This window comes from Micromonospora sp. NPDC051196 (assembly GCF_040682415.1).
GTDB lineage: Bacteria > Actinomycetota > Actinomycetes > Mycobacteriales > Micromonosporaceae > Micromonospora.
The window spans coordinates 1-8,375 of the sequence record NZ_JBFBAY010000039.1; the positions used below are offsets into that span (position 1 = coordinate 1).

General features: G+C 65.2%; 5 protein-coding genes and 3 pseudogenes. 6 read left to right on the plus strand and 2 right to left on the minus strand.

What is annotated here, in order from left to right; translation table 11 throughout:
• Positions 1–155: 155 nt before the first annotated feature.
• The 3 genes from AB0M35_RS29000 to AB0M35_RS29010 all read left to right on the plus strand — a co-directional run bounded on the left by AB0M35_RS29000 (position 156) and on the right by AB0M35_RS29010 (position 2,893).
• Complete coding sequence (locus AB0M35_RS29000; RefSeq protein ID WP_327026637.1) at positions 156–1,232, plus strand: ABC transporter permease subunit; 1,077 nt, start codon at positions 156–158, stop codon at positions 1,230–1,232.
• Positions 1,233–1,241: 9 nt separating this feature from the next.
• On the plus strand, positions 1,242–2,195 hold the full coding sequence (locus AB0M35_RS29005; RefSeq protein ID WP_363749384.1) for a carbohydrate ABC transporter permease: 954 nt from the start codon (positions 1,242–1,244) through the stop codon (positions 2,193–2,195).
• 203 nt (positions 2,196–2,398) lie between these two features.
• Positions 2,399–2,893, plus strand: a complete 495-nt coding sequence (locus AB0M35_RS29010) for a hypothetical protein (protein WP_363749385.1) — start codon at positions 2,399–2,401, stop codon at positions 2,891–2,893.
• A 289-nt stretch (positions 2,894–3,182) separates the two neighbouring features.
• On the opposite strand, the pseudogene AB0M35_RS29015 reads toward AB0M35_RS29010, so the two are convergent.
• Both AB0M35_RS29015 and AB0M35_RS29020 read right to left on the minus strand, forming a co-directional pair.
• A pseudogene (locus AB0M35_RS29015) lies at positions 3,183–3,395 on the minus strand (integrase core domain-containing protein); the annotation flags it as partial.
• Positions 3,396–3,402: 7 nt separating this feature from the next.
• Positions 3,403–3,885, minus strand: a pseudogene (locus AB0M35_RS29020) (transposase); the annotation flags it as partial.
• Between the two features lie 351 nt (positions 3,886–4,236).
• Here AB0M35_RS29020 and AB0M35_RS29025 point away from each other — a divergent pair.
• From AB0M35_RS29025 to AB0M35_RS29035, 3 genes and pseudogenes are all read left to right on the plus strand, one after another.
• Positions 4,237–5,601 (plus strand): hypothetical protein, encoded by a 1,365-nt coding sequence (locus AB0M35_RS29025; RefSeq protein WP_363749386.1) that lies wholly within the window; start codon positions 4,237–4,239, stop codon positions 5,599–5,601.
• Between the two features lie 12 nt (positions 5,602–5,613).
• A complete protein-coding gene (locus AB0M35_RS29030; RefSeq protein ID WP_363749387.1) occupies positions 5,614–6,330 on the plus strand; it encodes a creatininase family protein in 717 nt (238 codons plus the stop codon).
• Between the two features lie 625 nt (positions 6,331–6,955).
• Positions 6,956–7,743: pseudogene (locus tag AB0M35_RS29035) on the plus strand (site-specific integrase); the annotation flags it as partial.
• Between the last annotated feature and the right edge of the window lie 632 nt (positions 7,744–8,375).

Sequence of the window (8,375 nt, forward strand, 5' to 3'; positions counted from 1 at the left end):
GCCTTGTGGTGCCCGGCCCCGCCCCCCGGGGTGGACATCCCGCCCCGCCCCCCCCCCCCCCCGTGCGGGGGGGGGGGGGGGGGGGGGGCCCCCCCCCCCCCCCCACGACGCGTTCTCGATTACCACCCACTGCTCCTGACGACGAGGTTGGACAGATGACGGACGCCACGGTCGGCATCCCCGTGACCGCCACCGGGCTCGAACCGGCCCCGGAGCCCGCGAGCAGTTCGCGTGCCCAGAACCGCAAGGCCCGAAAGAATGCAGCGAAGGATCCCAAGCGCAAGATCACCTGGGACCTGGTCTGGGCGCAGCGAGCCCTGCTCGCGATGGCCGTCCCGCTGCTGCTGTACCAGATCCTGTTCAAGTACGTCCCGGTCTACGGCTGGGCGATCGCCTTCCAGGACTTCAAGCCGGCTCGCGGCAGCAGCCCCTGGCCGGGTCCCCGCAGCCTCTGGAACCAGCAGTGGGTGGGCCTCGAGAACTTCCACAACCTGTTCACCGGTGTCATGGGTGAGCGGTTCATCCGGGTCGTGATCAACACGATAGGACAGTCGGTCCTGACCCTGACCGTCGGTACCCTCGGGGCCATCGTCCTAGCGCTGCTGCTGAACGAGGTCAAGAACCTGCCGTTCAAGCGAGTCCTTCAGAACATCACCTACATGCCCCACTTCCTCAGCTGGGTGATCGTGGCGAGCATGGCATCGGTGGCGCTCTCGCTGCCCTCCTCCGGCGGGTTCATCAACCAGGGCCTCATGAACCTGCACATCGTCGACCAACCGGTCCTGTTCCTGACCGAGCCGAACTACTTCTGGGGGATCGTCGCCGGGACGAACCTGTGGAAGGAGCTGGGCTGGAACACGATCATCTACCTGGCCGCGATCACCGCGATCGACCCGAGCCTGTACGAGTCCGCCGAGGTCGACGGAGCAGGCCGCTTTCGCAAGATGTTCAGCATCACGCTCCCGAGCATCAGGCCCACGATCGTCGTGCTGCTCATCATCAACAGCGGCTGGATCCTGTCCACGAACTTCGAGCTGCCGTACTTCCTCGGCAACGGCCTGGTGTCCGACAGGTCCGAGACCATCGACGTCTTCGTGCTGCGCTATGGCTACGAGCTGGGCAACTACAGCCTCGCCATCGTCGCGGGCATCTTCAAGACCATCGTCGCCGTCATCCTGGTGGGCGCGGCGAACCAAGCGGCCAAGCGCCTCAACCAAGAGACGCTGGTCTAGGAGGACTTCATGTCAAGCACCACTGTCGCGAAGCCTCTGGCGCGGTGCGCATCACGGGGCGGGTCACGGCGTCGCAAGTGGACGACCGAGCGGACTATCTTCACGACGCTCAACACGACCTTCCTGCTGGCCCTCGCGGCGGTCATGGTCTACCCGCTGCTGAACACGCTCGCCATCTCCCTGAACGACGGCATGGACGCCGTCCGTGGCGGGATCGGCATCTGGCCTCGGGACTTCTCGCTGCAGAACTACAACGTCGTGTTCAACATGCACACGATCTACCAGGCGTTCTTCATGAGCGTCCTGAAGACGGTCGTGGTGGTGGCGACAAACCTGTTCTTCACCTCGATGCTCGCCTACGCGCTCAGCCGAACAGAGTTCATCTTCCGCCGCCCGATCACCGTGATCTTCGTGCTGACGATGTACTTCGACGCCGGGCTGATCCCCAACTACCTGCTCATCAAGGACCTGGGCATGCTGAACACCTTCCAGGCCTACTGGGTGCCGACGATCATCAGCGCGTTCAACCTGATCATCCTGCGCACGTACATCAAGTCGATCCCTGAGGAGATCATCGAGTCGGCACGGATGGACGGTGCGGGCGAGTTCCGTACGTGGTGGCAGATCGTGATGCCGCTGTGCAAGCCCGCGCTGGCCGTGGTGGGTCTGTTCGTGGCGGTGGGCAGCTGGAACGCCTGGCTGGACACCCTGCTCTACGCCTCGGGCAATCCGGCGTTGACCACCTTGCAGTACGAGTTGCAGAAGCTGCTGTCGAGCTCGATGAACGCCGGCGTGAACTCCGTGGCCGCCACGGGCGCCGCAGCCTCTGGCGGGCAGGTCACCACACCGATCGCGCTGCGGTCGGCGATCACCATGGTGGCGGCCGTCCCCATCCTGTTCGTCTACCCGTTCCTGCAGAAGCACTTCGTGTCCGGTCTCATGATCGGCTCCGTGAAGGGCTGATCGCGTCGGCCTCCCGCCCACCGCAGGAGGCCGATCCCGTCCTCAGGACCCGCAACTGCGCACACTGAAAGGCCCCGACCATTCTCCGTTTCAACCCCGCGTCGCGACTGTGGCGCATCCTGGACTCGCTCGGCTCCATCATCCTGATCAGCCTGTTCTGGCTCCTGAGCCTCGGCCTTGTCGTGACGGCGGGAGCGGGAACGGTGGTCGCCTACGAGGTGTGCCGCCGGTACGTCCTGGGCAAGGACGGTGGCGTCCGGGCCATTGCTTCGAAGGCCTTGCGGCAGAGCTGGAGGCAGGCGACCGTCGTCGGTCTGCTGGCCGTCCCGGTCGCGGCCGTCGGCATCCTCTCGCTCTCCTACCTGCCCACTCGCGGGCTGGCCGAGGTCTGGGTGTCGCTCATTGTCGTCGGACTTTTCCTCCTGCTCCTGGTCTTCTGGTGCCTCCCCCTCGTAGCCCGCTTCACCAACCCCACCTGGCGCCAGGTGCTCAACGGGCTCACGTTGGGGCTGACGACGCCCAGCCTGACGTTCCTGCTCGGGATCGCCGTGGTCCTCGGGGGCGTCGCCATCTGGAACTTCATGCCCGCGGTGTTCGTGACGCCCGGCCTGATCCTCCTGTGGTGGTGCTACCTGCTCGAGCGGTTCTTCGTCGCCCGGGGGTACGTGCAAATGGAGCCGAAGGAGGCAGAGGCCTGACGCTCTCCAGCCGTGGACCTGAGTTGTCTCGTGAAGCGGGTCGCGGCGATCTTGTACACAGAACGGTGGGGGTGGACCAGCTTCGGTGGCCTGGGCACCGACGTATGGGAGGTGCGAGTGGGACGGCAGGTTCGCCTGTTCCGGCACACCCCTGACTGGACGTTTAATCCACGCTCGTGGCGAGAGCGGCGTATTCGTATATCGGTTCTGATGACCGGGCGGGTCCTAACATGACCCAAATAAGTGCTCTCCGCCGATTTGAGGTTCCCCCCGGGATGTGGACACCGGGTTATGCCGCGATCTGGTGCAGCGTAGTCGGTGTAAGGGTTTGTTCGTAGTCGGCGGGGCTGAGGTAGCCGAGTGCGGAGTGGCGGCGTCGGTGGTTGTAGAAGGCGATCCACCGGAACACGTCGCGACGGGCGTCAGCTTCGGTTGCCCAGGTGCGGCGGTCGACGTCGAGTTCGCGTTTGAGGGTGGCGAAGAACGCCTCGGCCAGGGCGTTGATGCCCCTATGTCAAGTCACGGGTGTGGTTGATCTTCGGTGGGGTGAGGGCGCGGCGGATCTCGGTGAAGACTTGGCGGGCGATGTAGCGCTTGAGCAGGCGCAAGATCTCTTTGCAGCTGGAACCGAGCGCCGTGCGGCGTGCTGCGTACTCGCGGGTGCGCGGATCATGCATGAGGTGGTTGTTGGCAATCGTCCATAGTGCGCTGTTGGCGGCGCGGTCACCACCGAGGTTGAGTCGGTGGCGTTGGGTTTTGCCGCTGGAGTGCTCGACCGGGCTGACGCCGCAGAGCGCGGCGAATGCGGCTTCGCTGCTCAGCCGGTCGGGGTTGTCGCCAGCGGTCGCGAGGAGTTGGGCTGCGGTGATCGGCCCGATGCCGGGCTGGTTTAGCAGCCGGGGAGCGGTCTGGCGGACGATCGCCTCGACCTGGGCGGTGTTCGCGCGGACCTCGGTGTCGAGGAACTGCCAGCGGCGGGCCAGCGAGGCCAGGGCGAGGCTGATGCCGTCGGTGCCGGTCAGCGTGGCGCAGGCGGCGGCGAGGTGGTCGGTGCGCCGGCGGTCCAGCTGGGCGCGCTGATCATCGTCGAGTTCGAGGATGAGGCTGCCGCCGACACTAATGGCGATTCAACGATCACGGAACAACCCACAAACAGGGAAGCCGACCTCCGGTCCAACCTCACATACCGACCTACGGTCCGACCAGCACCTGACCAGCGAGTAGTTCGCCATTCACAGAGGAGAGGCGGGTTCGAATAGCCGCAGACTCCGCCGACCATCGCAGTGTCGCCCACGAAATCGCCAATGATCCTCCCGTAAGATTGACTTGCCAGTCAGGTCGACGTGACCGACAGCGGCAACATGTGCTGGACGGCCTACGCGAATTCCAGGCAGGCTGATTGCCTGAGCGTGTGTGACGAGACGTGCTGGCCGTGGCGTGAAGGAGGTGCAGTGCCCCGCCATCCTGAGACCGTCATCGCCCCTAACGCATTGCTTGCCGATGCGCGCCGTCGGCGAATCTCGCCGCGCCGTGCTGGCCAGCGCATGTCCCGGGCGGAGTTAGCCGACGCCGTCAACGCTGCCCTCGACCGCCTTTACCCTGGGCAGAATCTGGCCGCTTACTACGTCGATCATCGGTGGGTCGGCAAGCTTGAGCGTGGGGAGCATCGCTGGCCCAGCCGGGAGCGCCGCAACGCCCTGTGCCAGGTGCTCTCTGCCTCCACTGACGCCGACCTCGGCCTCTACAGTCCGCGACGCACACCAGACAGCACCCCACGTCGCCCGATACCGGACCGCCCGAGGACTTATCGATCGCTCCTGGACGATGAACTCACCTGTGCTGATCCGCAGGCGTGGCATGACGAACTCGATCAGCTCACCGCCCAACCTCCACAGACATGGCCTGAACTCGGAATCCGCGTACGCGAACGTCTAGAGATCCTCGACGCCCTGCAACGCGGCGGTACCCGCCCGGACCTCGCCGGCGTAGACGCCCGCTGGTCGGAGTTCATGAGCTGGATTGCCGACAACACCACCATCGCTCCTGACGGTGGAGTATGGCTCGACCGGTCGCGCCACCGTGCCGTCGAAGCTGATGACCTGCCACTGACCGCCTACGCCTGCATGCGGCACAGCCAACGCGCTCTCGACAACGGCGACATCCGCGCCGCAATCACCTTCTCACGGCGGTCCTTGACACCCGGCCCGGTCCCGGCCCGCACCCGCGCATTGTGCTTAGCCCGCATGGCGGAAGCCCTTGCCGCCAGCGGCAACGACGACGACACCACCGCCGCCATTACCGCCGCGCGCCGCGAACTCACCAACGTCGGCGCCACCACCGGCGACGACCACTTCGCCCGGCATTGCGACCTGCGCTACGTTGCCGCCGTCGACGCCCGCTGCCGTTACCTACTCGGCGACGCAGCATCGGCCACCACGATCTTCGAGGAACTCCTCGACGATCAACTACCCGTCACCCTCATCGATATCGGGCTCTGGCATGCCCACCTCGGCGAATGCTATCTGCACCACGATCCCGAACGCGCCGCCCACCACGGCAGCACCGCACTTCGGCTCGCAGACAAAACCGCCTCCTACCGGATCATCCGCGCGATCGGCCCACTCGCGATAGCGCTACGCCAGCACCGCACGCTCCCTGCAGTCCGCAGCTTCATCAACGGGCACCGCACCGCAGTGACACGCCAGTGACAAAATGACCGAATGGACCTGCTACCGACCGCCACCAGCACCGACATCGCAGCCCACGCACCTGAGGTAGCAGTTCTGCCCATCGGCAGCTTCGAACAACACGGATCGTTCCTGCCCCTGACCACCGACACGATCGTCGCCACCGCCATCGCCGCAGCCATCGCCCGACGACACAACGTGCTGCTCCTACCGCCAATCACACTGTCCTGCTCACACGAACACGCCGGCTGGCCCGGCACCGTCAGCATCAGCCACCAGACACTCTCCGCAATCATCGACGACATCCGCGCATCACTCGCCGCGAATGGCATCACCCGGCTGGCCATCGTCAACGGCCACGGCGGCAACTACGTGCTGTCCAACATCGTGCAGACCGCCAACACCACCACCCCCGGCTCGATGACTCTCTTCCCCACCCGCACCGACTGGGACAAGGCCCGACAGGACGCACACCTGGACACCAACGCCCACCACGACATGCACGCCGGCGAGCTGGAAGTATCCATCCTCCTACACGTCCAACCCCACACGGTCGGCACCGACTTCACCAACAGCGACCACACCGCCGACGACCGCACGATGCTGCTCGTCAAAGGAATGCGCGCCTACACGACAACCGGAGTCATCGGCCAACCATCAGCCGGCACCCCAGCCAAAGGCCAAGCCCTCCTGACAAGCCTCGCACAATCCTTCGACAACCACCTCGCCATCCTGCTCACCGACGCCTAACCCGAAAATCCGCAGTCAGGTCCCTAACCTCCGATCACCAACCACCAGGGCAACACGGCGTTCCGTATGGCTGAACTGTCACGGCCAGCCGTTCCGCCTTACTGGCAATTGCGAGTGGACACCGTCGCACGATGACATGGCTCGATATCGGCGTTGTCCGCAACCTACGGCCTCCGCCGCCGGGCCCGGGCGGCAAGGCAGCAGACACCGCAGTGGTCCTCACTGATCCAGGAGATCACGCCAGGCTAGGTCCGTGAGCGTCTCACCCGACTTCACGGCCCAGCGTGCGGTTCCCTGGACGGCAACCGGGTGCTTTTCCAGCCAGCCTGCTTCCAGATCTTCATGACCAGGCCAGATGGTGAGTATTGCTGGCCGTCTGCCGACCACAAGATCGGCCTGGAACGATGAGGAATCCAGGTGCCCGCGCTCGCCGAGGGTCTTCGGCCAACCAGTCCCGCGTAGCCTCGATCTCAGCGGTCAGCGGGGTAACTAGTGTGAGGGCTGCACCCTCGCCCAGGAGGCCTCGATCGATGATCACCTATACCGCGTTAGGGCGGCGCTTGCGTTTGGTGGGTGGTACCCATCGATACTTGGTGCGGATCGTGCTGTCCGCCGCCTCAGCGCTCGATCCACGGTGAAGAACAGCCTCGCCGTGCTGGTCCGGGTGATGGAACAGGCCGTACGTGACGGCATCATCCAACGAAATCCCGCCCAGGTCACCGGGTGGCAGCGCGAATACCAGCGGGCCGCTGACGAGTTGGACGATCCTCGCTCGCTCGCGCTGCCCGACTGGGAAACGCTTACCGCTCTCGCCGATGCGCTGGTCAACCGGACCGCGAACCACTTCACCGGGTGGGCCGACGTGGTGATATTCGCCGCCTGTACCGCCGCCCGGATCGGCGAGGTTTCCGGCGTCCGGGCCGAGGACATCGACCGCGAAACGTGGATGTGGACGGTACGCCGCCAAACCACGCCCGGTCCCGGTGGCCTCATCGACAAGGGCACCAAGGGAAAACGCGCACGGACCGTGCCGCTGATCGAAGAGGTACGGCCGATCGTCGCTCACCGCCTGGACGCCGTGTCCAAACCCGATTCCCGACTGTTCACCGGGCCGCGCGGTGGCCGGATCAGCACCGCCGTGCTCCGCGACGCGACGCATTGGGATGAGGTGGTCACCAAGCTCGGATACGAACACCTACGCCGACACGACCTACGGCACACCGGCCTCACATGGATGGCCGACGCAGGCGTACCGGTCCACGTCCTACGGAAGATCGCCGGACACGGATCACTGACCACCACCCAGCGGTACCTACACCCGACCGGCAGTCGATCACCGACGCCGGAACGGCCCTCAGCGCCCACTTGAAGGCCCGCCGGTCCCCAACTGGTCCCCAGCTACGCGCCGTCTAGATCAGGAAATCTCTACTACCACAGTACGAATTAGAGGCCGTTGGCCAGGGTTTTCACCCCGGTTGACGGCCTCTTTCGTGCTGTCGGGACGGCCGGATTCGAACCGACGACCCCTTGTTACGGAACGTAGCCATTCCGGACTTGCCATTGCTTGCCCTAAGTGGGCACTGAGCTGTAGAGACGTCGCCCGACACCAGCCTCGCCTTGTCACTGATTGTCAATCATCAGCCGGAGTTTTCGGGGGGCAAACGGGGGGCGCGGTCGCCACGCAGCACGGGCATCCACACCATGGCATCCCCGCGCCAGCCCATCGCTGTGGGAGAACCGACCGGTTGACAACATCGCGCAGGTCGAATCGAGCCCGACAGAGCAGGAATCTCGGCCTCCCTTCAGGCCAAGATCTACTAGCCACCGCAGCGGGTCCAGCGACGGCAACCTACCCTGGGCGGGGAGCCGCCGGCGACACCGAAGACGGACCGACACACCCACACTGGCGATCGAGCCATGGGAGTTCGTGTCGGAGGGGCGACACGACTTAGAGCGACCGGCAGTAGGTGTTACTTGAGGCGGCGTGTGGTGGGGCGGGTGTCCCATCGGTAGTGGGTGCGGGCGCGTTGGATGAGTTGACGGAT

Bases quoted from the DNA above. Each gene is read 5' to 3' on its own strand.
- AB0M35_RS29005 (WP_363749384.1), top strand. From the start codon at position 1,242: ATGTCAAGCACCACTGTCGCGAAGCCTCTGGCGCGGTGCGCATCACGG.
- AB0M35_RS29000 (WP_327026637.1), top strand. From the start codon at position 156: ATGACGGACGCCACGGTCGGCATCCCCGTGACCGCCACCGGGCTCGAA.
- AB0M35_RS29030 (WP_363749387.1), top strand. From the start codon at position 5,614: ATGGACCTGCTACCGACCGCCACCAGCACCGACATCGCAGCCCACGCA.